General features: G+C 48.0%; 26 protein-coding genes. 5 read left to right on the top strand and 21 right to left on the bottom strand.

The features are described from left to right. Nucleotides 1-47 precede the first annotated feature (47 nt). From ACFVRY_RS20775 to ACFVRY_RS20740, 8 genes are all read right to left on the bottom strand, one after another. Nucleotides 48-836 (bottom strand): TIGR01457 family HAD-type hydrolase, encoded by a 789-nt coding sequence (locus ACFVRY_RS20775; RefSeq protein ID WP_387502211.1) that lies wholly within the window; start codon nt 834-836, stop codon nt 48-50. Nucleotides 837-1060: 224 nt separating this feature from the next. Beyond that, nucleotides 1061-1999: a ribonuclease Z gene (gene rnz, locus ACFVRY_RS20770; RefSeq protein WP_387502210.1), complete on the bottom strand. Its 939-nt coding sequence runs from the start codon at nt 1997-1999 to the stop codon at nt 1061-1063. A gap of 131 nt (nt 2000-2130) precedes the next feature. Next, on the bottom strand, nt 2131-5592 hold the full coding sequence (gene metH / locus ACFVRY_RS20765; protein ID WP_387502209.1) for a methionine synthase: 3462 nt from the start codon (nt 5590-5592) through the stop codon (nt 2131-2133). A gap of 88 nt (nt 5593-5680) precedes the next feature. Next, nucleotides 5681-6109 carry a FixH family protein gene (locus tag ACFVRY_RS20760; RefSeq protein ID WP_387502208.1) on the bottom strand — a complete coding sequence of 143 codons (429 nt, stop codon included), beginning with the start codon at nt 6107-6109 and terminating at the stop codon, nt 5681-5683. Nucleotides 6110-6577: 468 nt separating this feature from the next. Continuing rightward, nucleotides 6578-7363 carry an HAD family hydrolase gene (locus ACFVRY_RS20755; protein WP_387502206.1) on the bottom strand — a complete coding sequence of 262 codons (786 nt, stop codon included), beginning with the start codon at nt 7361-7363 and terminating at the stop codon, nt 6578-6580. 42 nt (nt 7364-7405) lie between these two features. After that, nucleotides 7406-7924 (bottom strand): hypothetical protein, encoded by a 519-nt coding sequence (locus ACFVRY_RS20750; protein ID WP_387502205.1) that lies wholly within the window; start codon nt 7922-7924, stop codon nt 7406-7408. Between the two features lie 81 nt (nt 7925-8005). Beyond that, nucleotides 8006-8179, bottom strand: a complete 174-nt coding sequence (locus ACFVRY_RS20745; protein ID WP_387502204.1) for a DUF896 domain-containing protein — start codon at nt 8177-8179, stop codon at nt 8006-8008. A gap of 110 nt (nt 8180-8289) precedes the next feature. Then, nucleotides 8290-8703 (bottom strand): LysM peptidoglycan-binding domain-containing protein, encoded by a 414-nt coding sequence (locus ACFVRY_RS20740; RefSeq protein WP_387502203.1) that lies wholly within the window; start codon nt 8701-8703, stop codon nt 8290-8292. Between the two features lie 328 nt (nt 8704-9031). Between ACFVRY_RS20740 and lexA the strand changes: the two genes are divergently transcribed. Next, nucleotides 9032-9658 (top strand): transcriptional repressor LexA, encoded by a 627-nt coding sequence (gene lexA / locus ACFVRY_RS20735; protein WP_387502202.1) that lies wholly within the window; start codon nt 9032-9034, stop codon nt 9656-9658. A gap of 229 nt (nt 9659-9887) precedes the next feature. After that, nucleotides 9888-10226, top strand: coding sequence for a L,D-transpeptidase (locus ACFVRY_RS20730; protein ID WP_387502201.1), 339 nt, complete (start codon nt 9888-9890; stop codon nt 10224-10226). A gap of 79 nt (nt 10227-10305) precedes the next feature. Here ACFVRY_RS20730 and ACFVRY_RS20725 read toward each other — a convergent pair whose 3' ends face one another. Continuing rightward, on the bottom strand, nt 10306-10407 hold the full coding sequence (locus ACFVRY_RS20725; RefSeq protein WP_387502200.1) for a YjcZ family sporulation protein: 102 nt from the start codon (nt 10405-10407) through the stop codon (nt 10306-10308). Nucleotides 10408-10853: 446 nt separating this feature from the next. On the opposite strand from ACFVRY_RS20725, the gene ACFVRY_RS20720 reads away from it, so the two are divergent. Beyond that, a complete protein-coding gene (locus ACFVRY_RS20720; RefSeq protein WP_387502199.1) occupies nt 10854-11528 on the top strand; it encodes an SOS response-associated peptidase in 675 nt (224 codons plus the stop codon). Between the two features lie 13 nt (nt 11529-11541). Here ACFVRY_RS20720 and ACFVRY_RS20715 read toward each other — a convergent pair whose 3' ends face one another. Further along, a complete protein-coding gene (locus ACFVRY_RS20715; protein WP_066361706.1) occupies nt 11542-11820 on the bottom strand; it encodes a holin in 279 nt (92 codons plus the stop codon). A 221-nt stretch (nt 11821-12041) separates the two neighbouring features. On the opposite strand from ACFVRY_RS20715, the gene ACFVRY_RS20710 reads away from it, so the two are divergent. Continuing rightward, nucleotides 12042-12230 carry a hypothetical protein gene (locus tag ACFVRY_RS20710; protein WP_387502198.1) on the top strand — a complete coding sequence of 63 codons (189 nt, stop codon included), beginning with the start codon at nt 12042-12044 and terminating at the stop codon, nt 12228-12230. A 233-nt stretch (nt 12231-12463) separates the two neighbouring features. Further along, complete coding sequence (locus ACFVRY_RS20705) at nt 12464-12889, top strand: hypothetical protein (RefSeq protein ID WP_387502197.1); 426 nt, start codon at nt 12464-12466, stop codon at nt 12887-12889. 38 nt (nt 12890-12927) lie between these two features. On the opposite strand, the gene ACFVRY_RS20700 is transcribed toward ACFVRY_RS20705, so the two are convergent. From ACFVRY_RS20700 to ACFVRY_RS20650, 11 genes are all read right to left on the bottom strand, one after another. Then, entirely contained in the window at nt 12928-13200 is a 273-nt protein-coding gene (locus ACFVRY_RS20700; RefSeq protein ID WP_387502196.1) for a hypothetical protein, read from the bottom strand. An 84-nt stretch (nt 13201-13284) separates the two neighbouring features. After that, nucleotides 13285-13788 (bottom strand): hypothetical protein, encoded by a 504-nt coding sequence (locus ACFVRY_RS20695; protein ID WP_387502195.1) that lies wholly within the window; start codon nt 13786-13788, stop codon nt 13285-13287. 375 nt (nt 13789-14163) lie between these two features. Further along, entirely contained in the window at nt 14164-15492 is a 1329-nt protein-coding gene (gene glnA, locus ACFVRY_RS20690) for a type I glutamate--ammonia ligase (protein ID WP_066361711.1), read from the bottom strand. A 30-nt stretch (nt 15493-15522) separates the two neighbouring features. Further along, complete coding sequence (locus ACFVRY_RS20685; RefSeq protein WP_066361713.1) at nt 15523-15933, bottom strand: MerR family transcriptional regulator; 411 nt, start codon at nt 15931-15933, stop codon at nt 15523-15525. Nucleotides 15934-16017: 84 nt separating this feature from the next. After that, nucleotides 16018-17271: a methionine gamma-lyase family protein gene (locus ACFVRY_RS20680; RefSeq protein ID WP_387502194.1), complete on the bottom strand. Its 1254-nt coding sequence runs from the start codon at nt 17269-17271 to the stop codon at nt 16018-16020. Nucleotides 17272-17362: 91 nt separating this feature from the next. Beyond that, nucleotides 17363-18652 (bottom strand): GTPase HflX, encoded by a 1290-nt coding sequence (hflX, locus tag ACFVRY_RS20675; protein WP_387502193.1) that lies wholly within the window; start codon nt 18650-18652, stop codon nt 17363-17365. A 52-nt stretch (nt 18653-18704) separates the two neighbouring features. Beyond that, nucleotides 18705-19670: an AAA family ATPase gene (locus tag ACFVRY_RS20670; RefSeq protein ID WP_387502192.1), complete on the bottom strand. Its 966-nt coding sequence runs from the start codon at nt 19668-19670 to the stop codon at nt 18705-18707. Nucleotides 19671-19763: 93 nt separating this feature from the next. Then, nucleotides 19764-20420: a YdcF family protein gene (locus ACFVRY_RS20665; protein WP_387502191.1), complete on the bottom strand. Its 657-nt coding sequence runs from the start codon at nt 20418-20420 to the stop codon at nt 19764-19766. Nucleotides 20421-20424: 4 nt separating this feature from the next. Then, nucleotides 20425-20979 carry a ribonuclease FAU-1 family protein gene (locus ACFVRY_RS20660; RefSeq protein WP_175373284.1) on the bottom strand — a complete coding sequence of 185 codons (555 nt, stop codon included), beginning with the start codon at nt 20977-20979 and terminating at the stop codon, nt 20425-20427. A gap of 219 nt (nt 20980-21198) precedes the next feature. Further along, nucleotides 21199-22413, bottom strand: coding sequence for an MFS transporter (locus tag ACFVRY_RS20655; protein WP_387502190.1), 1215 nt, complete (start codon nt 22411-22413; stop codon nt 21199-21201). Nucleotides 22414-22639: 226 nt separating this feature from the next. Next, nucleotides 22640-25216 (bottom strand): transglycosylase domain-containing protein, encoded by a 2577-nt coding sequence (locus ACFVRY_RS20650; protein ID WP_387502189.1) that lies wholly within the window; start codon nt 25214-25216, stop codon nt 22640-22642. Between the last annotated feature and the right edge of the window lie 102 nt (nt 25217-25318).

Raw genomic sequence — 25318 nt, 5'->3', positions numbered from 1 at the left:
TCTCAATCTTCCCTTCTAGGTTGGTGAAATGGCCTGCGCCTATACCATTATACACCGAGAAATGTTTGAAGTTCAGTTAAATCAGCACAAATGACGTCCGGGGTGATTCCCGTGATCTCTTTATAATGTTCCAGATTCTCAGCGTTGGTGAGTCCAGTATACACCAGTATGGTTTGACAGCCTGCACGTGCACCTGCCGCGATATCTGTCCGCATGTTGTCTCCAACCATGATAGCATCTCCTGGCTCAATTCCCAGCCGATCTGTTGCATATGCTATCAAGTGGGAATGGGGTTTGCCAATAACCACTGGAGCAATCCCGGTGGCTGCTTCAATAGCAGCGCCGATCGTTCCTGCACCTGGCATGATTCCTCCATCACCTGGCAGCATAAGATCCGGGTTCGTCAGTATGGATCGGGCACCACCCAAAATCCAGCGCTGGGCCTGTGCCAGCTTGTCATATGTAAAGGAACGATCGATTCCCTGAACGACATACTGTGGCGATTCTGTCACAATATTCAGACCGGCCTCTTCACAAGCCTGCTTGAGACCCTTTTCTCCAAGTATCGCCACGGATGCCCCCGGCGATTCCTCGGCAATATAGCGGGCAGCCGCCAGCGAGGATGTGCATACTTCATCAGCCTTGGCTTCGATTCCCATACCTCGCAGATGTGCCGCCACGTCCTCCGCTGTACGCGAAGAATTATTAGTTACGAACAAGAAGGGGACTTTGGCTTTTCTTAAGCCAGCAATCAGGCTATCCGCGCCAGCAATCATCGTATGCCCGTGATATAAGGTTCCATCGAGATCGATTAGCAATCCTGAGATTTTATTCATAGCTTCTCCTTTGCCAATGGCAAGTACTATATTTAATGTTATGAATTAATCATGATATGAAATAAATATTTCCTTATGTTATAAGGCATCCCGATTAATCCAATACAACTTTCACCATAAAGTCTTTATATTTCAACGCACTTTGTCGACCCAAATCGAACCCGGTTTGGGTTCCGGCATTTTTTGGACAAGGCTGTCAGTTCCTGCGCTTTCCCGGAAAATAATTATTTTCCGGGCGCTCTTCGGCACACCGGAAATGTGCAGAACTCTTCGGCCAATAGTGTCTCCGGAAAAACGGCTTGTGCCTCTTCCTGAAGCGGAGCCAATTCATCAAATGAAATGTACCGGGAACTGAAATGGGTTAAGAGCAAAGAACGTGCTCCGGCTTCGCGGGCAGTCTCCGCAGCCTGCCTTGCCGTACTATGATAATACTGATGGGCCATTTCTGCCAGATCATGAGCAAAAGTGGCTTCGTGGATCATCAGGTCCGCATCCAGTGAAAGGCGAAGGGCTTCCTTACAGGGTCTTGTATCCCCAAGCACTGTTACGATACGTCCGCGCTTCGGCTCATTGACAACATCGGCAGGCTGGATCACTAGACCATCCGGTGTTGTTACGGCTTCCCCTTTCTTCAGCTTGCCGTACAACGGGCCCGGTTTAAGTCCATAGCCCAGCAGACGTTCAGTGTTGAGGCTACCGGGGCTGTCCTTTTCCGTTACACGGTATCCGTAACTGTCAATCCGGTGTTCAAGCAGGCCCGCCTCCACACGAAAGCTCGCATCCTCGAACACAACTCCCCCGGTATGCTCCACGACCTCAAGCTTATAAGGGATGCGGGACTGGCTGACGGACAACGAGATCTCGAGATAAGCTTTCAACCCTGGAGGTCCATATACAGTCAGTGGGCCAGTGCCCCCTTGATAGCCGCGACTGGAGATTAGTCCAGGCAGTCCGAACAAATGGTCACCATGCAAGTGAGTGATGAAGATCTTCTCCAACTTGCCTAGTCGCAGCGGGGAGCTAAGTACCTGATGTTGTGTCCCCTCCCCGCAATCAAACATCCAGAAGCTACGCCGCTCTTCCAGCAGACGCAAGGCAATCGACGTCACGTTTCTTTGCAAGGTCGGCACCCCGGCATTGGTTCCTAAAAAGTATATTTCCATAGCTCTCCTCCTTTCTGTGCATTGTGTCTTGCCCGTTCTTCTATTATTCCAGCAAAAAACCTCCCGTAACCGGGAGGCTTCGCCGGAGAGGACTTATAATCACCCTCATTCCGGCTATCATCAAGAAGAAATTACTGCTTCTCTACGTTAAAATACTGCGCTTCAGGATGCGCGAATACCATCGCAGAGACAGAAGCTTCCGGTTCCATCATGAAGCCCTCAGTCAGCTCAACGCCGATATCTTCAGGAGACATCAGTTTGAACAGCGGCCCCTGATCTTCCAGATCCGGGCAAGCCGGGTAACCAAAGGAAACACGAATCCCTTGATAACGGGCGCCATGACGTTGCTTCATGGTCAGATCCGCAGGATCGGGGAAGCCCCAAGTATCCCGCATCATGTGATGGACACGCTCCGCCAGACCTTCCGCCACCTCAAGAGCAACTGCCTGCAGTGCATGGGAGCGCAGATAATCGCCCTTATCCTTCAGCACCGTGGACATTTCACGAACGCCGTGTCCAGCCGTCACCACAAGGAATCCAACATAATCCATAATACCGCTATCGACTGGCTTCAGGAAGTCGGCCAGACACAGGAATGGCTCAACCCCTTGACGAGGGAAAGTAAAGGTATGCAGTACCTTGGAGGTATCCTGCGGATCGTAGATCAGAATATCATTGCCCTTAGACTGGGCCGGGAAGAAGCGGTACATCGCATGTGGCGTAATCGTTCCGTTCACCATCGCTTGATGCAGAATATCATCTACCGTCGCCTTTAGATCCACTGTACGCTTGTCCCCTGCAGCGAGCAAGTTTTCCACCGAGCCCTTAAGTCCGAGATGGTGGCCCAGCAGCATCTGCAAGTTCACATAAGGAACGATATGCCCCAGCGGATAATTGCGCAGGACATGACGATCCAGATCCGGTGGTGTAAAGACCGGTGCATCCGGTGAGATATTCGAGCGAACCGCACGGGTCAGCTTTGGCAGTTCTGTCTTCACCGCTACAGTAGCACCTGCTTCAGCTTCGGCACGAACCTCTTCTTCAATCTTGGCCCGTTCCTCCGGATTCATGAGCCGGTTGGCAATATCCAGTCCATCCATGGCGTCCTTAGCGTACAGCACCAGTCCATCATATTCTGGACGAATGCGAGTCTTGGTGAATTTGCGTGTCAACGCGGCGCCACCGACCATGATCGGCACATCGATCCCAGCGTTCCGCAAATCCTGTGCGGTCAACACCATTTGCTGAGCCGACTTCACCAGAAGTCCTGAAAGGCCAATGGCATCTGCTTTTTCGCGCCGGAACGCTTCGATGATGTTTTCCGGTGGTACTTTTATACCCAAATTGACGATCTGGTAACCATTGTTGGACAGGATGATCTCCACCAGGTTTTTGCCAATGTCATGCACATCCCCTTTGACGGTGGCCAGCATGATCTTTCCTTTGACCGCAGTCTCGTCCTTCTCCATAAACTGCTCCAGATGTCCAACTGAAGCCTTCATAACTTCCGCGCTCTGCAGCACCTCAGCCACGATCAGCTCATTGTTGTTAAACAATCTTCCGACCTCAGACATACCAGCCATGAGAGGACCGTTGATAATCTGCAGCGGCGACGCTTTGGTCAGTGCCTCGTTCAAATCAGGAATCAGACCTTCCTTCGTCCCTTCAACAACATACGAAGCCAGACGCTCGTCTAACGAGAGATTGGAGATTTTCTCCTTCTTCTCGATTTTCTTGCCACGAAATGCAGCGACAAAGGCGGACAGGGTATCATCGTTCGTATTATAAATCAGTTGCTCAGCCAAGATCCGCTCAGCTTCAGGAATGGAAGCATAACGCTCCACCTTCTCAGTATTCACAATAGCGTAGTCAAGTCCAGCCTTGGTGCATTCATACAGGAACACGGAGTTTAACACCTCACGCCCTGCTTCAGGCAGACCAAATGAAACGTTACTGATCCCAAGGATCGTATGAACGGAAGGCAACGCCTCTTTGATCATGCGGATCCCATCAATCGTCTCCTTCGCGGAACCGATATACTGCTCATCCCCTGTTCCAACCGGGAAGACCAGCGTATCAAAAATAAGATCCTCCGAAGACAGACCATACTTGTTCACAAGCAGATCATGGGAACGTTTCGCTACCGCCAGCTTGTCTACCGCTTTGATTGCTTGTCCACTCTCATCAATTGTTCCGACGACAATAGCAGCACCATATTTATGGATCAACGGCGTGACATGCTCAAATTTTTCTTCACCATCTTCAAGATTAATGGAGTTAATGATCGCTTTACCCTGGCAATACTGCAAGGCAAGGTCAATAACCTTCGGGTCAGTCGTGTCAATCATAAGCGGAACCTTAACCTTCTTAACCACGAGTTCCAAGAACTCCTTGATATCTTCACTCTCGTCACGGTCAGGGTCCTGTACGCAGACGTCAACTACCTGTGCACCACTCTTGACCTGGGCCCGGGCAATTTCAGAAGCTTCCTCATACTTCCCTTCCACGATCAGGCGCTTGAACTTCCGTGAGCCCAGTACATTCGTACGCTCTCCGACCATGTAAGGACGGTTGCCATCCTCGACATAGACTGGATCAATCCCCGACAAAGCAGGCGGATGTGTGCCGTTCAGCTCACGTGGCGGGAATTTCGATAATTCTTCTACCATGGCCCGGATATGTTCCGGTGTTGTTCCGCAGCAGCCGCCTGCGATATTCAGCCAGCCCTTTTCGGCGAACGCACCAATCTTACGGGCAAGAGAATCCGGTGATTCATGATAATGTCCGTTCTCGTCCGGCAGACCCGCATTGGGGTAACAGCTGATGGCAGATGATGAAATATCCGCTAGCGTGCGGATATGATCGCGCATGAACTCTGGTCCAGTCGCACAGTTGAGGCCAATAGAGATCGGTTTCAAATGCTCCAGTGAAATGTAAAAGGCTTCGATATTCTGGCCAGCGAGTGTTGTGCCCATCGGCTCAATCGTACCCGAAATCATAACAGGCAGTGTAATACCAGTCTTCTCAAAAGCATTACGGATTCCGATACTACCCGCTTTAACATTCAGGGTATCCTGTGAAGTCTCTAGCAGTAGTACATCGACTTCACCATCAATCAAAGCAACTGCCTGTTCCTCATAACTGTCCACCAGTTCCGCAAACGTGACACCGCCGGTTACCGACAAAGTCTTGGTTGTAGGACCCATAGCGCCAACTACATAACGCGGGTGGTCTGGAGTCTCATACTTTTCGACAGCATTGCGCGCCAGCTTGGCAGCTGCCAGGTTAATCTCGCGTGCCCGCTGCGGAATATCATACTCCGCAAGGACGACTGATGTAGCTCCAAATGTATTGGTTTCGATGAGATCAGCGCCTGCTTCCAGGTACTGCTCATGAATTGTCTGAATAACCTCTGGCCTTGTAAGCACCAACATCTCATTACAACCGTCCAGTTCTTCGCCACCAAAATCTTCTCCAGTAAGCGGGACCTGCTGGATCATGGTCCCCATTGCGCCATCAAGAATCAAAATTCGTTGCTGTAAGCTCTCAGCAAGTGTATATTTAGCCACGTTCCTATCCCCCCAGTAAAACATTAGAGTAAGTTTATCAGAATAAAGAGAATTCGGAAAGTCTTCCGTCCGTCTCTGCCGATTCTTAGTTGCTCAAGTCATGCTGTCGTAATTATGGCAACGACTTAACGGAAAGCTCCTTGCTCGGCATGGAATGCTGTGTCCGTGCAGATACATGAGAGGTCACATTGTAAAGCCCTTCCTCGGCAAAGGTTCCTTCTGCGGTATACTTCCCGTCTCCTGTCGAAGACCCTTTTAGTTCTATCTTTTCGGTCTTTCCATCTTTGCCAACGATTTCAAAAAGCACTTCCCGGGCATCATCCACAGGTTTACCTTCTTGGGTTACCGTAGCTTCGAATGTAACCGGGCTGCTCACTGTAACTTCAGCCGGGCTCCATTCTAGTTCTACTTTGATCGGCTCCATAGACATATCTACAGAATGACCGGCATGCCCTCTCCCACCTGTCCCAGAGGCGCAGCCTGCCAGTAGCAATGTAAATGCAATACCTAATAATGAGACCGTTTTCTTCGGGTTCAACATCTGAAGCCCTCCTGATATAATGGTTATCTTATTACTAGAGATGCTATATATACTGAACTTAAGATTTTCCTTTCTAGGTTGTACTGTGACTCCAGTGAATGTTTGGACTTTCGGCCGCTGTTGTCCCCGGATTTCTTGATTTATACCACTGATTGCGGTTGAAATCCGGTGACAGCCCATGCTTCCGATGAGAGCTTTCCTGCGGAAAACTTTCAGGCGGACGCTATGCTCCTACAGTTCCAAAATCCCCTTCCGTCACTTCACCATGATCTGAAGTTTTTAAGTTCATTTTTATAGCATCAAACATTGCTGCATGGAGCCCTCGGTGTAATCATTCTCTTTCTATTATACACATTATTCTCAATTTTTCAGGAAGGAAAGACTGCTTCATTAACATACTAGTAATAGAAAAGGCCGCCCCATCCGTAGAAAAACTACTTCTGGAGGCGGTCCTATTCAAAAAGTTCTTTACAGAGTTTGTACCAGTGGAAGAAGCTCTGTTAGATGCCCGATTTCATAGTTCGGCGTAATTGCCGGATCTTTGTCCTTACCGGTACGGTTAATCCAGACGGTTGTAATGCCTGCACTCAGACCGCCAAGAATATCGGTAGTCAGCTTGTCACCGACCATGACTCCCTGCTCCGGTGCAATGTCCAGCAGGCCAAGGGCATGCTCGAAAATCGAAGCATCCGGTTTGCCTTTGCCAAAACTGCCAGAAATCACAATATGATCAAAATAAGGAATCAGTTCCGGCACGCCATCCAGTTTCTCCTGCTGAAGTGCAGGACAACCATTGGTTAGCAGCAACAGCTTCACTTGGCCGCGCAATTGCTCCAATACCTGCAAAGTCTCTTCGTACATATAAGGACGACTGCGGCGTTCGGACGCAAACTTAGCTGCGAGCGTCTCGGCAAGGACCTCGTCATCTACACCAAGCGACGCCAGCCCCCGTCGCCAAGACTCTTTACGGTAGACCGGTGCCAGCTGTTCCAACTGACGGAATTCAGGCTGTTCACCGGCGCTGAAGTTGGCCCAAAGTGCTTCAAACGGATTGATCCCAATCATTTTAGTAAACGAAAAGGTCTCATAGGATTCATACAAGCCCCTGGCTTCCCTACGTACAGCAGCTTCCAACTCATGGGGATCCACTGCGTCTCCTGCACCCTCACAAGCAGAAAGGAACGATTCCTCTACACTGCGTTCATCCCATAGCAGCGTGTCGTCCAAATCAAACAGTACAGCGGTAATCGGCATTTACGTAACTCCCTCTCCCTGAAGTGAACTGCTCTATATTGTTTACAATTGCTCTACCGGAATGTTGTTGACCTTACCGAATTCTTGCAGTCGTTCACCCATAGCAGCCGTGTCATAACGGTTAATCAGCTTGGAGAACATCCACGTGGTGCGTTTGCCTTTATACTTAATCGTGACCGCACTACGCGAAAGTGTGATCTTCTCAATATCGGTAGCAGGCAGCCAACGTTCGCGGTTGAATTTGATGGTAGACAATCTGTTTCGCTCTACCTTCAGGAAAGGACGACGGAAATACAGCATAGCTGCCAGCAGCAAGTACAGCCCAACGCCTAGCCAGTGCATGAAGACGCTACCTCCACTTTGATCCAGAGTACCGATGATCCAATACAGCACACCTAGTGCAACGAGAGCAACGGGCAATATGATATTGCGACCCTTGAATACATCGCTGGTCTTTGTAGTGGAGTTCGCGGAATGAATAGTATCCTTGCCCTGTTTCTTTCTTTGCTTATTGAGTTGCTGTGAATTGCGTTGAACCATTCTTTCCCAAGAACGGGCCATGTCATTTCCCCCTAGTCATCCTGAAATATCTATGAAAAGAAACAGAGGGTTCATGCGAAGCCTCTGCTTCTTGTTCAGCGCTTATTTATCTACAAACTCAATAGTATCCAGTTGGGACCGGAAATTGCTGCGGATATTACCCAGGTAAATTTCACGTAGCTTGGCGCGTTCAGCCATTTCCTCTTCATTCAGGCCTTCGCTCTTCTGCTTGCGTGCCAATTCATTAATTCGTGCAACCAATACATCTATATCCAACGATTTCGCCTCCCTAATAAATTCATTCTAACTTTGCCATGAGAAAAAGAGCTTGTCAAGGTTTACCCCCTGCAAGCTCTAAGCTGTTTCTATCTATGATCATGATGTTCTTAAAATAACGGCACTGTTATAATATCTCCTGCTCGAATATGACTGTCCGTCAATTGGCTCGATCGTTTAATTCCTTCTATATATACGGCTGTCTTCATATTGGCCGGTTTATTCTTGAGAGCAATGCTCCAGAGTGTATCCCCTGGTGCAACAACCACTTTCTTCTCCTGCTTCGCAAGATTAACGGGTCCAGCAAACACATTACCAACTACTGTAAATCCTGCAATAATCAGCAGTAAAAAGAGAGCTATCTTATAGAAGTTAAATTTTCTTAACAACAGACTTAATCCATCCGACAGTACCTTGGCGATTTCTTGAATTCTATTTATTACTCCGGAACCTAAAGTTTGTCCTGCAGAGTTAACTTCTGTGCCCTCGTCATAGATGCTATGGTATGTACTGTACTTTAACATGATTCATCATCCTCCAAACACTTGTTCTTACTTTCAAAAACAATATAACACGAACATGTGTTTTGATCAATACTAATTTCGAACAATCGTTCCCCTATTTATAATTTACCTTTTTGGATGCAAAAAATGCTCCTGACATGCAAATTCCCCTTGCTGCTCCTGCTCATTTCTTCAACATGCTAGTCAATTATTGAAGATACGGTTGTCCTTCCCGTTCTCACCCCTGTTCCCCTCTCTTAAACTATTGATAACGTTAGAACTTATGTTTGTGCGAACGGCAGTTCTATGTTATAATTTTCCCAAACATTACTATATGGGGTTGATTCTGATGTCAAAGATTTCGAGTCGCCAGCTGGCGATCCTGGAATTTATACGTAACGAAGTCCGCAGCAAGGGTTATCCTCCTTCCGTACGGGAAATCGGTGAAGCTGTAGGGCTCGCCTCCAGTTCCACGGTGCACGGTCATCTGGACCGTCTTGAGAAGAAAGGCCTGATCCGCCGGGATCCGACAAAGCCGCGTGCCATTGAACTGCTTGGCCAGGAAGACTCGGAAAATGTCCATCAATTTGCCCAGACGATTACTCGTGTTCCAGTTGTAGGTAAGGTTACCGCCGGGGTGCCTATCACCGCAACGGAGAACATTGAGGACTATTTCCCGCTCCCAACGCATTATGTTGGTGACAACAAAGTGTTCATGCTCTCTGTTCTTGGTGACAGTATGATTGATGCTGGCATTATGAACGGCGATTATGTCATTGTGCGCCAGCAGCAGACGGCAGACAACGGTGATATAGTTGTCGCTATGACTGAAGAGGATGAAGCTACCGTCAAGACCTTTTATAAGGAACGTGATCATATTCGCCTCCAGCCGGAGAATCCATCCTATGAGCCACTTCGCCTGAATCGGGTAAGCATTTTGGGCAAAGTCATCGGATTGTTCCGGGATGTCCACTAAACTATCATTAATGACTCTATTAGAAGGCTGTTCCGTCCTACGGAGCAGTCTTTCTCCTATACCCTCTCACTTTCACGGAAATATAAGCAGCAGTATAAATCTCGATAGGTTGATACTAATGTCCTCTCTAATTCTTTGATAAAACCTTACATTTTATTTTCCATCACCGCTTCGCATTAACGACACCCACACTCCGCACATATCCTGATTGTAAAGGAGTGCTGATCTCATGCCCAATTACCGAATTATCGTCGATTTGACACAACGGATGCTTTATTTGCTGGACAACGATTCTGTCGTCAGAGGTTTCCCTGTTGGAATCGGAACCATGCTAACTACAACGCCAGAGGGAGATTATACGATCATTAACAAACAGCCCAATCCCGGGGGCCCTTTCGGTGTGTTCTGGATGGGACTTTCCAAGCCGCATTATGGCATTCACGGGACGAACGACCCTTCTTCGATCGGACATCTGGTCTCGCACGGATGTATTCGAATGTTTAACCAGGATGTACTGGCACTTGCTGCGCTGGTCCCCATTGGGACTCGAGTGACTATCCGCCGTTAAACGCCTGGTGTTAGAATATTTGACATGCAAAAAGCCGTCAGACATGGTCTGGCGGCTTGAACATGGGGATGTAATCAAATTAAATCCAGAAAGATTTAGTGATGATAACCAGCAAGATGAAGAGAACCAAGATCGCAGCAGTAGATGTGCCCAAACCGTATCCACCAGCAAATTGACTCATGAGTAATTCCTCCTTTTCTATGAAGAAACCAGGTTTTGCAGCAACAACAGGTCGGCCCTTAGGATAGGGTGATTTTTCTTACCGGCTAGCTTATTGTCAGTTTAGTTCAGCTTTCTCTTTATTAGATCCAGCAAATGCTCAAAATGATCACAAGCAGAATGTAAAGCACCAAAATCGTTCCTGTAGATGTCCAAGGACTAACTACCGGTCCACAATGTTCTGCACCCATGTGAATTCCTCCTTCAGATTAATGACTACAGAACAGAATATGTAACAATATCCTACTAAGTATGGGCAATTTGGAAAAGAAAATGTACTTCTGCATTAGGGGTGAAAGCTTACATATGAGGGGAATGTAGAAGGTCCACACAGCGGAGGGTCTTATTTATTTCTAGCGGGCAAGTATAGTACACTGGTAACAAACCAATGTTCGGAGGGTTCCCACCATGTGCGGACGTTACACCATTACAGTCTCTATAGAAGAACTAATGCTGAGGTATCTTACGAATGATGCCAGCATCCCTTACTACGCCCCCAGGTACAATGCCGCTCCCATGCAGCATATTCCGGCTGTGATTCACACAGGCACCGGCAACCGAATCGGTGAACTCCGTTGGGGCCTTGTCCCATCCTGGGCGCAGGATGACAAGATCGGCAGCAAGATGATTAATGCACGTGGAGAATCTTTGTTGGAGAAAGCCTCGTTCAAGAAACTTGTGGCGACGCGGCGGTGCCTGATCCCTGCAGACGGTTATTACGATTGGAAAAAGGAAGACGGTCGCAAACAGCCCTTGAGAATTGGCATGCGAGACAGCGGTATTTTCTCCATGGCTGCTCTATATGATATATGGATGGACCCCAGAGGCCAGAAGCTAGCCACCTGCACGATTATCACGACCACACCCAATACATTAATGGCAGAGATTCATGACCGAATGCCTGTAATTCTGCGACCGGAAGACGAGAGCGACTGGCTCGGACGGGACAACCACGATGTCCAGAATTTATTAAAGCTGCTTAAGCCATATGACTCTGCCAAAATGAGAGCATACCCTGTAGCCTCCGCTGTCGGTAATGTTAAAAATGATTATCCCGAACTATTGAAAGAGGCTGCCGAATAGCAGCCCCCTTTACTTACTCTTTGGTATTCCCATTCCGGTTGTTAAAGGCCAGTTCGAACAGTCCCGTCGCGGACAAACCGGACAATGCCCCCGCCCATAACCGCAGCACGAGCTCCATGTCTGTGAACGGATAAGCTGCCGCCCCAATAAGCATCCCTACAATTACACCAATTAGCGGTAAAATATTTTTCGGAACCTTCACCGTAACCTTTACCAGCTGTACCCCTGTCAGCACGAAGACAGACAACAGAGATGCAAAGGCCAGAACATTCGTTAAATTCTGATTCTCCATCCACCTCTCCCCTTTCTGCTCTTCTATTCCTATTCCTCACTTAAGCGGTACATGCTCAATAATCAAGACCTCTCTCCAAAAATATACCGTTCCGCATACAAATATTTTTATTGTCAGCATACTATATTGCAAAAATACTAGCCCCAAGAAAACTGTCATTCATAACACTAACTGTCATAATGGCGTTAAATTACTCCTAAGAATGAGGAGGTGCAGGTTCGATGTGGGGAATCATGATTCAGCAATATTTCGATTACTCAATCAGACATCCGGAAGAGCAGTCCAAGCCGGGGAATATTTTCGAGCGCTTCTATTCATTTATGGTGGATTTGCTCGGCATGGACGAACAGGACGCGGAGATGGAAGTCGCTTATTTTATGAACGCAATGTATGACCTGATGGATGAATAGTTGCCGTTACTTGCAAAAGGACCCTTCAATGGCCATCCTTGAGGGGTTCACTGCGTCCCCTTTGACCAGTATTTCCCCCGAAAAATCTCATCTTCTTCAGCGTTTCCCCTGTTCCGACTAGTAAACACACCCTAAAGTCCTATTATTTTAAAATATTCCCCTATGTATATAGAACTATAGACATAGAGATGCTATATTTAGGGAAACCCTATAATTGGAAAGGTGAGTCTTCTATGATCCGGAAAATCGCTAGATTTAGTTTGTTGTTCGTTCTTATCTTTGTGCTCAGTACCCCGCCCCTATTCGCAGCTGGTAAAACTGTAAAGATTAAAGTTACTTTTGTGGAAGCCAAATTAGCGGAAAATAATCATGTGGGCAACGAATGGTGGTGGGGTGGTTTTGTCAATGGCAAAGAACTTAATGACGGGGAAAGCGTGACGATTAACGCAGATACTGCTGGATCGATCAAACTCCACGCAGAAGCACAGGAACAGGACAAGTACCCGGATGACGGTGAAGCTAGTGCTTCAGTTAAAGTCTCTTCCATTACAACTAGCGTGACCAAGAAGCTGAACGTGACCGTTGTCGAGAACCGCGGACGCTACTCCGGAAACACCGCGAAGTGGCAGTTTACTTTTAAGCTAGAGAAAGTGAAGTAAGCTTCAAATAACTTCCTTAAAGTCAACTACCTAAAGAATTATGAATTGAAGCTCATTCCGATCCATCCGATAACAACTGCAGCGAAGATTAATAAAAGAATAACTGCTGTCAGCCAACCATATTTTCGGCACATTTCACTACCTCCCTTGTCTAATGTAGCATCGCTACAAGCGGATAACGGGAATTTTTCTGTTTTTTCCAAATATAATGATTGGCTTGTATGTAAAGTTTCTAGCATCTGGATTAATTTATTGATAAAGTTGGTCACATGGGTCTGAGCAAAAGAAAGAACACCTCGAAAAACGCTCATAGGTAACAATAGATTTGTTATATGTAAAAGGTAACAACGACTCACCACTTGCTAACCACGACTTTATTATACAAATATCGGGTTTCAATTAATTTCTTGCATAGATGGGTTGTATGCTGTTACGCTTTCTTGATCCTCGTATGTTCTCGGATAAGTTTCACCCTTTCTCTTCAATTTCTTTAGCGAAGATCTTTTCATTTTATATATTCGACCTACCGAATCTTCTATGTGCAACGACCTAAGGTTACTATTAAATATATGAGGTGCCTCTTTGTATAAGGAAAAAGAATCCATTGGGCTTATGGACCGCGGAATTTCTGTGCTAGCCAACGAAAAGTATCCTTTACCATTAGGCGTACTAGTCGTCCCTGAAATACTGCTCACACGGAGTGGTTTATCTGATACATTCAGAATCTTATATTCAATAAATTCACCTACATGGGGGCTTTCAATCGTACCTCTCATAACTACAAACCTACATTCAAGTTTCAATTTACGCTTATTGAGAATCCAGGTAACAATGTTCCAAATAAAAGTTGATGTTGCAATTATTGCAGCATAAATAGCTATATACTCAGTCATTTTCATATGAATCACCTCTAAGCACAAGATTAGCAGATTGTTACTCTTTAGTCATTATAATCATCAATAACAACCGAAAATGCTCTAGCATCGGTTTCTATAAGCCTCCGCCAGCGCACTAGCCTTTGCAGAAGGCCAGCGACTGTTTTTATAATGTCCGGAAATTATTCATGCTTCTGGACTGAACGCTCTTGATCCATATCTTTCAACTCAGAGATCAAGGTTACCCAGAAGATATCGGGTAAGGGCTGTGGTTCTATATACCCGTCACAGATTGCCAAAACCAGATATGAGTGTTTCCAGAAGTCTCATTCTCACTTCAAAATCATCTCTGCCCACAAAAAAAGCCCCCAACGCTTCCGCGTCAGGGGCTGCTTCATTCTAGTAAAGAGTCATGTATTGATCTCTTTCCCATTGGTGTACTTGCGTACGGTAGATATCCCACTCGATTTCTTTGAGCTCGTAGAAGTGAGCCAGCGCATGCTCACCGAGAGCTTCGGTGATCACTTGGCTGCGGATAAGTTCGCTTAGTGCTTCCTTCAAGTCGGATGGCAAGCTAGGGATGCCTTCTTCGATGCGCTCTTCTTCGGACATCACATAGATGTTACGGTCGATTGGGGCTGGAAGCTCAAGCTGACGCTTGATGCCATCAAGGCCTGCCTTCAACATTACAGCAAGTGCAAGGTAAGGGTTAGCAGCAGGGTCCGGGTTACGAACCTCTACGCGTGTGCTAAGACCTCTCGAAGCCGGGATACGGATCATCGGGCTGCGGTTACTTGCAGACCATGCCACGTAACAAGGAGCTTCATAACCAGGAACCAGACGTTTGTATGAGTTCACAGTCGGGTTGGTGATAGCTGCAAAAGCACGTGCGTGCTTCAGGATGCCCGCCATGTAATAACGTGCGGTTTTGCTGAGGCCCAGCGTGTCGCTCTCGTCATAGAACATGTTCTCGTTGCCTTTGAACAAAGATTGGTGAGCGTGCATACCAGAACCATTCATTCCGAACAGTGGTTTCGGCATAAAGGTGGCGTGTAGACCATGTTGACGGGCAACAGTCTTCACGACAAGCTTGAAAGTTTGAATTTGGTCAGCCGCTTTGATGGCGTCCGCATATTTAAAGTCAATCTCGTGCTGGCCGGAAGCCACTTCATGGTGGGAAGCTTCGATTTCAAAGCCCATTTCTTCCAGGGTCAATACGATTTCACGACGGCAGTTCTCACCAAGGTCCATAGGTGCCAAGTCGAAGTATCCACCGTGATCGTTAAGTTCCATGGTCGGATTACCCTTCTCATCTGTCTTGAACAGGAAAAATTCCGGTTCTGGACCAACGTTCATGGAAGTGAAGCCGAGTTCTTCCGCCTCCTGTAGACAGCGCTTGAGGATACCACGTGGGTCCCCTGCAAACGGAGTACCATCTGGCATATAGACATCACAGATCAGACGCGCTACACGGCTGTCAGTTACCCAAGGGAAAATTACCCAAGTGCTGAGGTCAGGATACAGATACATGTCAGACTCTTCGATACGTACATAACCTTCGATGGAAGAGCCATCGAACATCATTTTATTGTCGAGCGCTTTTTCCAATTGACTCACAGGAATCTCAACGTTCTTGATAGTACCCAGCAAATCGGTGAACTGAAGACGAATGAAACGAACATTTTCTTCTTTGGAAATACGCAGAATATCTTCTTTAGTAAAGCTCACAATAACCTCTCCTTTTCGAGTATCTTTATATTATTTATTGAAAAACCGGGATAACTCACCTTGGATGAGAGATACTTGTCCCGGTCTTTTCCCGGAAACGAGTTCTTGCTTCAACAACCGGTGAAGCTGGGAATCGGACAACTCTCTACGTTTAACCTCTGTATCAGGGGTAATCACAGTCGCCTCTTCAGATTCCTTGGAGACAGGATTCATCACCTGCTTAATCCCGGCGATATTAACGCCCTTCTCAATCAAAGCCTTGATCTCCAGCAGACGTTCTACATCATTAAAAGAGAACAAACGCTGGTTGCCGGAAGTACGCGCTGGTACAATCAGGCTGTGTTGCTCATAATAGCGAATCTGCCTTGCCGACAGATCGGTTAGCTTCATTACAATTCCTATAGGAAATAATGCCATATTTCTGCGGATTTCATCACCCATGACTCATCCAACCTTCCAATGATCTTTTTCTATTTATCATTGTACATTCCCTAATCCAGCGCGTCAATAGTATGTTAGATAAACTTACAACAATTTACGATCTTTCATACTTTGTAGGGCCATCAAGACGCCATATTTCACATGGGAATAGGTCAAACCGCCTTGCATATAGCCAATATATGGCGCGCGAATCGGTGCATCGGCTGATAATTCCAGGCTGCCACCTTGAATGAATGTACCTGCCGCCATAATGACAGGATGTTCATAACCCGGCATATCCCATGGCTCAGGAACCACGTGGCTGTCAACAGCTGCAGCGCGCTGAATACCTTGAACAAAAGCAATCAGATGCTCTGGTCCGTCAAAAGCCACGGCTTGGATAAGGTCCGTACGAGGCTCATTCCACGCAGGCTTTGTCTCAAAGCCGCAGCGAGCAAACACAGAAGCTGCGAAAATACTGCCTTTGACCGCTTGTCCCACCGTATGTGGCGCCAGGAACAGGCCTTGGTACAGACCGCGGGTGGTTCCCAGCATCGCACCCACCTCACCGCCGATGCCTGGCGCAGTTAGACGGTATGCGGCTAACTCGACGAGATGGCTGCGTCCGCAAATATAGCCACCGGTCTCAGCAATGCCACCTCCGGGATTTTTAATAAGTGAACCGGCAATAAGATCTGCACCAACCTGCATCGGCTCCAGTTCCTCCGTGAATTCGCCATAGCAATTGTCCACAAAAACAATTACATCCGGCTTCAGCTCCTTCACCTTCCGCACCATCTCACCGATCTGAGATACCGTGAATGATGAGCGCCAGTCATAGCCGCGTGAACGCTGAATGCCTATGACCTTGGTATTATCACTAATGGACAGTGCCACCTGATCCCAGTCTACCCCGCCCTCTGGCATCAATGCAACTTCACCGTAACCAATGCCAAAGTCCGCAAGTGAACCTGTACCGTCGCCGGTTTTGCCAATGACCTTGTGTAAGGTATCATACGGGGTTCCTGTGATATAGAGTAGCTCATCCCCCGGTCGCAGCACACCAAACAGAGCCGTGGAAATGGTATGCGTACCGGAAGCAAAATGAGGCCGCACCAGTGCTGCCTCCGCACCGAATACATCGGCATACACAAGATCCAGCACCTCACGGCCCCGGTCATTATAAGCATAGCCAGTAGAACCAGCAAAATGGTAGTCACTGACTTGATGACGCTGAAACGCCTCAATGATCTTCCATTGGTTTTTGTCAACAATCCGTTCCAGGTTCTTTACTGCACTTTCGATTTCAAGCTCTGCGGCTTCTGCCGCCTGTAGAATATCCTCTGCAAATGCTGCCATGTTCCTCTGCTCTCTCCTTACATTTACTTGCCATTAAAATAACAGGAAGCGACAGTTGCCTGACGCTTTCCTGAGCATGCTTATTTTTATTTCACTGCGGGTCCACAAAATCAGCCAGCATGTAGCCCCATTTTGCGTAATCTTCTTTGTTCAAACGAACGGTGTACAGGATATCATTCTCATCAAAATCCTGTTCCAGCACCTCACCGACCCTGTACAGCACAGAGGTCAGATCTCCCCGTTCACCAGGAATGCGGAAAGTCAGCGTATCTCCGGCCAGTCCATCGACAATCACTTGCGTGATGCGGGCCAAGTCCTCGGGGTTGAACGCACTGATCTTCAAGTATCCTTCACCCGACGGCAGCATTTCGAGCTGACTTGGGTCACAAATATCGGATTTGTTAAACAGCACAATTTGCGGTTTGCCCGCGGCACCGAGATCTTGCAAAATACTCTGCACAACATCCATCTGCTCTTCCCGCATCGGCGAAGAAGCATCCACCACATGCAGCACCAGATTAGCTTCGTTCACTTCTTCCAGTGTCGCCCGGAAAGAAGCAACGAGATCATGGGGCAGGTTCTGGATAAAACCAACCGTGTCGGTTAGCACAACTTCCTTGCCACCAGGGAGCTGAAGCACCCTGGAGGTGGGATCAAGCGTGGCAAACAACTGGTTTTCGATATAAACATCCGCGTCCGTAAGCTGTTTCAGCAGGGTGGACTTCCCGGCGTTCGTATACCCCACCAAAGCCACCTGCACAGCTCCGCTCTTCCGGCGGCGTTCGCGGTGCAGTTCACGTGTCTTAACAACCTCATCCAGTTGACGTTTCAGTTCGGTAATCCGGTCACGGATATGACGACGGTCGGTCTCCAGCTTGCTTTCCCCTGGTCCTCTCGTCCCAATCCCGCCACCCAGTCTGGACAGGTTCTTGCCATGCCCGGACAGACGAGGCAACAAGTACGATAGCTGGGCAAGCTCTACCTGGATAATCCCTTCTCGCGTCTTCGCCCGGCCAGCAAAAATATCCAGAATCAACTGGGTCCGGTCGATGATCTTGAGGTCCAGTGCTTCCTCCAGATTACGAACCTGAGCGCCTGACAGCTCCTGGTCGAAGATAGCGGTGTTAGCTCCTAGGCCGTCTGCCGCCATGCGCAGCTCCTCGACCTTGCCTTTTCCGATAAACCATCTGACATCAGGGGTTTCCTTGTTCTGACGAAGCACATCCAGCACCTCAACCCCGGCTGTCTCCGCTAATTGAACCAGTTCCTGCAGGGATAGCTCAGGGTCAACGCCTGTGCGCTTGATTTTGTCCGTAACGAGACTGACCAGGATTGCCCGGTCTTGTACTTCCGTTGTTGTATTATGTGTTGCAATTGCCATGTATGCTTACTCCTTATGCCCGTTTCGGTATTCCTGTCCGCCCGCTCAGACCCTACAGCTTGAAGTCCTCTGTTCGCAGTGTCATTAGCTCCTGCTTGCCGGGACTATTGTTCTCGTACTGGTACAAGAGCCTTACTGCCTGGCTGCGGACTGCTTTCTCTATTGCATTACGCACATATCTTGCATTGCTGAACGCATGAAGACTTTCGGTTTTCTCCAGCAGCAGATGCTGCTTTAGTTTGAGTATCGCCTGCGGCATCAAAATATAATCGCGCTCCTTGGCCATCAGACCCGCGATCTCAAGCAACTGATCGATGGTATAGTCGGGAAACTCGACTTGAATCGGGAACCGGGAAGGAAGTCCCGGATTACTCATCAGAAAATAATCGATCTCGCCGGAGTATCCGGCTAAGATAAGAATAAATTGGTTGCGATGATCTTCCATGGATTTTACAAGACAATCAATGGCTTCCTTACCAAAATCCTTGTCTCCACCACGCGCCAGACTGTAGGCTTCATCAATAAAAAGAATGCCGCCGAGCGCCTTCTTAACCAGATCCCTCGTCTTTTGCGCGGTATGCCCGATATATTCGCCTACCAGATCGGCTCTTTCCACTTCAATCAGATGCCCCTTACTCAGTACACCCATACGTTGGAACAGCTTCGCCACAATACGTGCGACAGTGGTCTTGCCAGTACCGGGATTGCCCTTAAACACCATGTGATAGGCCTGCCCACTACTGGCAAGACCTGCTTCAATACGCATCTGGGCGACCTGAAGCAACGCGTAGATCTCAAATACCAGTTCCTTAATGTTATCCAGTCCAACCAGTGCGTCCAGTTCACGACTTAATTCCTGGAACAGGCTGTTATGGCTGTGAATTTTCGCGGGTGCCGCCTCCGGCTCCTCTGCCGCGCTGCCCAAGGCAACAGGCTCCTGATTGCGCAAGACGATATTAATTTGCCGGGACGGTCTGCCTTCCTCCCGCCCGCTTGCCGCCGCTACGCGTCCGTTCATCGGTTTCACCTCATTATCCAGGGCTGACTTGCTCTAAACAAGTCTATTCCTGCTGGGGAGGTGATATTAGCAGTTTTGGGATTTTCCCTTTATTCAAAGAAACAACTGCTGAATCTTCCATTTGGTATAGGCGAGTACCTCGCGCGATTTGTTCCAAGCCATAGACATCACGCGGGAATCTGTCAGTCCCAGCTCCGGTTTGTCGTAACCAAGAGCATCTGCTATTTCCATAGATCGTCGCCCATGATAGGTATGCGTAATGATGATAGAAGTAGTCAAACCTTCTTTTTTCATAATCTCGCGGCTAAACAGTAGATTCTCATACGTACTGGTCGCTGCATTTTCAATCAAAATATCACCTTCCGGGACGCCTGCACCAACCAAATAATTGCGCATTCCCTCGGCTTCGGTATACTTGTAATCCGGCTGATCCAATCCTCCGGATACAATAAAACGGGGGAACATCCCGTTATGGTAAAGCTTAAGCCCGTAATCAAGGCGTTCCTTCAATCCGGGACTCGGTTCATCGCCCCACATGGACATTCCAAGAACGATCCCCACATCTGCTTTATGCATGGGGACCGTCGACTTAGCACGGTTAATGTTCCATAGTGCAAAACCGCTCCATAGCAGCCCTAGAATGATCAGGATAGCTAGTCCAATCAAGAACGGTCCCTTAAAACGGAACCGCCGTCTTTTAGATACTACCCGGATCGGGGAAGAGCCTCTTCCGTAGACGTACCAATCCATTTTGTCATTTCCTCCTGAACTCTCCGTGATGAAATAATTCCGCGCGATGCTTCAGGGAGAGGGAGAAATAAGGAAAAGCATGCGCGTCTATACTTCGTAAAATCGTATTCGCTGTGGTCCAGGCCTGGTTATAGTCACTGTCCGAAATGTCCCCTCGTTCCAGTGCTTCCTCCAGTTCGTCTTCATCCAGCAAGAACACTTCCCCATTCCAGAGCACCACAACATCCAGGTATAGATCATCGAACCAGGGCACGCCTTGATCGGTGACACCCTGCACTTTACAGGTATCTATGTACCATTGAACGATATTTTGTCGCTCGTCGAACATAGCCGTGACAATATAATGGCTATCCTTGGGGAAATATTGCAGCCAGGAATACCCTTTGTCAGCAATACGGTATGTATGCCGGCCATAGCTTTTCCACAGGGGTTCTTTCAGCCCATAAATAGTGTACAGCGTAATATAACCACTGAACTCCCGGCTCTCCACATAGCGGCAAGCAAAATGGCGGCGCGTAATCCGGCGCCAGTTGGCCCGGTCTCCGAATTTACGTTTCATAAGAAATAACCCTCTCCATTATGGTGTCTTCAGCTTACCACATTTAGGAGATACACTCAAAGGAAGACAAGTGAACAGTATTCCTGTTATTTTCGTAACCGCGCATGTTTCGTGCATATGATCGACAATTTATTGTACTGCTAACTTCATGCCTAACATCTCATAATATAAAGAAGGCTATCCAGAAGTTCTGGATAACCCGTCATACAATACTGCATTTTAAGCTGGCAATCGCGCATTTACCCGGCCTGCAAGAGCACCTACGAAGGAAAGGGCAAATCCAATCGAAGCAATGATATACAGCATTTGAATCCCCAAAGTATCTGCTATCCAGCCAGATAATAATAAAGAAACACCATATAGAATTGAGGTAAGTGTCGATTGAGCCGCAAATAGCGGCGGGAGCTCTGAAGTGGGGACGCTAGTTTGGTAAGAAGTTCGCTCCGCCAAATTCTTTATAGCTTGGAAAGCCCCTATGGCGAACATGATGCCGAGCGTTGCCACTGGGCTAGTAGAAAAACTGAAGCCGAGTGTTAGCGCAGCAACGAAGCCGCTGCCTACAGTCAGCATAACACCAAGGTTCCACTTTTCGTCCGTCAAACGACTCATCAAAATGCTTATGAGAACGAATCCACCTAAATTGGCACCGTTCATCCATCCCCACCATATCTCGCCTACATGTAGCCGTTCATTTACGAATACGAGCAATAGCGCTCCAGCAAATGCCCCTCTAAATAGGCCTTCCCAAACATCCATCCATAACAAGACACGTAACTTAGGTAACGTAAAATAAATACGCCATCCCTCTTGAAGTGATTGTCCCCAAGAAACGACTGGCGCTTGGTGTGTGCTGCTTCTGACTTCTTTGATCATGAAAGATGATATGCAAGCACCGCCTAATAGCAGTGTAGAAAGGAGCAGCACTTGGCTGGTACCGAGCCAACTAACAGTGATGGATCCGAACGCCCATCCTGCCAGAGAACAAGTCTCTACAACACCCGCTAGTACGCTGTTCGCTTTAAGTAACGAAGTTTCAGGTACGGTTAGCGCAACAAGTGACGACCTGACAGGACCCGCAACACCCTCCAGAATGGATATCCCGAAAACCATCCCGACCAAGATAGCAATATTGGGATTCTCATTCCCCATTAAGAGCATGTATATGGTGAGTAAACCCAAGCCAAGTGTTTGCCCGCCAAGACTAGAGGTAAGCAGGCGGTTCAATCCCAGTTTACGCATAACAACAGGAGCTGCTACGCTACCGATTGTCATGCCGGCAACTCTGAGTAGTGGATACAAAGCCGTTATGGTAGCCGAACCAGAAAGATGATAAAGCGTGACAACTAGCGCCAAAATGTACCAGATGTCTCCTAAAGTAGATAGAGCCTGACTAAGCCAGAGTCTATGAAATGATTGTGTAAGCAATGGACTCATCCTTCCCTATATTCAGTTTTATTCAGGAAAAGGAATGAGATTTTACAACGGTCTGCCTCCGATCAAAATGAAAAAGATTGTATCATTGTAGCATTTTTCAATCAGAATAGCATTCCCTCTGGCAAAAAAAAAGAACCCCGGCTGTACGTGCACCCCTCCTAATGAAGGACTACAGCACAACCAGGATTGTGGCGCTTCTATTCAGTGGTTGGCAAGAACCAACCTCTTAAGGCGCAGTTGCGCCATCCGTCCCTGTACCTGCTTCCTGATCGGAATTGGTCGGGGCACCCGTGTCGACACCAGCATTGGCTGGATTGGCAGGTTCAGTTGTAGCTGCTGGCGGCGGTGTCGTTATAGGGGGCGGCGTCGGAATTGGCGGCAGTGTACTCTCAGGCGGAACAACCGTTCCGCTGTCACTTCCACCATTACCGTTATTCCCGCCCTGATCTCCTCCTCCATTATTCCCGCCTTGATCTTCTCCACCGTTACCCGGCGTTTCGATAGGGACATTAGGATCAGGTGTGATCGTAGGTTCTGGAGTCGGTTCTTCATCCTCCACATAGACGGAAACCGTACTCGATGCCGGTCCTTCTGTACCCAGCTCAGGATAATAAGCCGTTACATAATATTCATAGGTCAGACCTGGCATCGCGCTGATGTCTCCAACCCCGGCATTTGTTGTGCTCAGCACGGAACTGAAGTTCGCTTCTGAAGTCTCCTTGCGGTAAATACGATACTCTACGCCCGCAGTAGATACGGCATTCCAGCTGAGATTTACCGTCAACGTAGACGGATCATACTGAGCGGACAGACCGCTCACCGCTTGAATGGTATCCGGAGTCGGTGTAGGCTCCAGTTTCACAATATTGTCCGGCTGCGGGAACGACTTCTTCGGCACATCTCGCAGCGCTTCTTTCATGACCTTGCCCCAGAATGCTGCTGCCAGCGGACTGCTGTTCTTGAGCAGATGTTTCTTGCTTGGTTTGTCATACCCCATCCAGACGGCAGCCGTCCATTCCGGAGTATAGCCAACGAACCAGACATCACGGTTTGAGCTGATGCCAGGGTATCCGCTTTGGGTCGTACCCGTCTTGCCGGCTACCGGACGGTCAATTCTGGCTTTTTTACCCGTTCCGCTCTCAACAACCTTCTGCATCATATCGGTCATCTGGTAAGCGGTACTTTCTTTCATGACACGCGTAGGTGTTGTATTAGCCTTGAATTTGGTTTCTCCGCTGCTATCTGTAATAGATTTGATCGAATAAGCATCGCGGATTTCGCCTCCATTGGCAAAAGCACTATAAGCTTGCGCCATCTCCATTGTGTTCGTTCCCTTGCTCATACCCCCGAGGGCCAGCGAAAGGTTCTTGTCTTCATCGGTGAGGTCAATCCCCATTTTCTTGGCGAACTGGAAGCCTGTATTCACACCGATTTCATTCAGCAGCCATACCGCGGGAATATTCTCCGACTTCTGCAAGGCATCGCTCATGTTGATTGTGCTGGAATATCCATGCAGATTGTTCGGACAGTATTTGCCGAAACACTGCTTCACATTGCTGAGCAAGGAATTCTCGTTGAATTTGCCAGTCTCCAGTGCCGGCGCGTATGACACCAGTGGCTTGAAGGCAGAACCCGGCGAACGGCGGCTGGCGGTTACCCGGCTATAGCCTTTTTTCTCATAATTACGACCACCCAGTAGGGCAACTATGCTTCCGTTCTCCTGGTTGATGATCGTCATCGAGCCTTGCACCAGCTCATCGTCCACACTTTTCTCAAAGTTTGCGCTGTCGGCAAAGGCATCCTCCACCGTCTCTTGCGCGTGCTTATCCATAGTAGTGTAGATCTTATATCCGCCGATATTCAGATCATCCTCAGTCAGTCCATATTTATCTTCTGCTTCGTCCACTACATAGTCAATGAAAGCCTGGTAGCGTTGTTTAGTTTCCGGCGGCTTATAGTTGTAGTCCACCACTTTGGCTTCGTCCCGCTCTTGTTCGTTTATGTAGCCTTGCTCATACATGAGCTGCAGCACCACCGCACGACGCTCTTTGGACAAGTCCGGATTGCGGAGCGGATTATATCGGGAAGGACCTTTAGGCATAGCCGCCAAGGTTGCTATCTGCCAGATTTCCAGCTGATTAAGATCACTTTGGCCGAAATAACGGATCGACGCTGCCTTGATACCATATACCGTGCCACCGAAGTTGATCCGGTTCAGATAGAGCGTAATAATATCTTCCTTCGTCTTCTGGTTCTCCAATGCGACAGCGATGGAGACCTCTGTTGCTTTTCGGAAGAATGTCTTATCCCTTGTTAAAAAGATGTTCTTGGCGAGCTGCTGCGTAATCGTACTACCGCCCTCTACCATGCTCCGTGCAGCAATATCCTTGACTGCGGCACGGCCGATGGACCACAGATCCACCCCGCTATGCTCGAAGAATCGTCTGTCCTCGGTGGCTACAAACGCCTCAATCAGCAGCTTAGGGATCTTGTCATACTCCACTGGATCACTTTTCTCAAAAGCCAGCTCACCGATGATGTTCGCATTTCGGTCATAGATTTTGGTTGTTTCATTAACAGTCAGCTTGTCTTCGTTCTCCTGCAGCAGCTTCTCTCCGTTAAGCATTATGAAGAGGTAACCACCCAGTGCACAAAAAATAGCTAGTGCTGTTGCAAAAAACAAACTCCATAATACACGTTTTTTGGTTAGAAACTTTTTCTTCTTTGCATTTGTCTTTGGTTTGGATGACGTCGGCGTTCTGTCTCTATTCCGATTCGTCCTTGACATTTCATCTTTAGACATGGTGCCTCCTGACTCCCTTTAAGGAAAAAAATCGTGAATGCCTTCCTGAATGAAAAGAACAACCTTCTCAGGTTGCTCCTTCTCACTCTTTATTCAAACGCT

Origin of the sequence: Paenibacillus sp. NPDC057934 (genome assembly GCF_042887565.1) — a bacterium.
Classification (GTDB): domain Bacteria; phylum Bacillota; class Bacilli; order Paenibacillales; family Paenibacillaceae; genus Paenibacillus_AQ.
This window is presented reverse-complemented; position numbering and strand designations above follow the sequence as displayed.